This is a genomic window from Vibrio sp. 10N.222.49.C9, from assembly GCF_041474985.1.
Classification (GTDB): Bacteria; Pseudomonadota; Gammaproteobacteria; order Enterobacterales; family Vibrionaceae; genus Vibrio; species Vibrio crassostreae_C.
In genome coordinates this window covers 1-432 of sequence record NZ_JBFRVD010000198.1, presented here as the reverse complement: position 1 = coordinate 432, position 432 = coordinate 1, and the positions used below count along the sequence as shown (strand labels likewise).

Genomic DNA, 432 nt, shown 5'->3' with positions numbered 1-432 from the left:
TATCACTGACAATGCTTTGCCAAACGTGATCTTTAATCGGCTTAGGCCAAGAATCCCTATCACCATCCCATTTGTTCTCAGAGAGCGCCTTGTACATGCGCTCCAACAAATCGATATCTGATTTGTTCGGCTTGGTTTCGAACATGGCTATTTGCGTCTCATCCGCGCCGGAGGCAGCCGCAAGCTTTTCTGCGCAGCAATAGCGTTGTCTGCCTTTAGCCAATATAAAAGAGAACTCGAAATCTACTAGACGACGATAAAGGGGAAGGTGTTTATTAATCAGCTGTTCTTGCAGAGCAACGGTAGCGGTAGAGATCACCACCTTGCGGCTACTAAACTTTGCCACTGGAATAGCAGCCATCAAATAGGCTAATGACTTACCAATGCCGGTTCCGGCTTCAGCCACTATGAGGCGATTCGACTTGTGATAAT

General features: G+C 47.0%; 1 pseudogene. It reads right to left on the bottom strand.

Features of this window, described 5'->3' with window-relative positions:
- A pseudogene (locus tag AB4585_RS22730) lies at positions 1-432 on the bottom strand (ATP-dependent DNA helicase DinG); the annotation flags it as partial.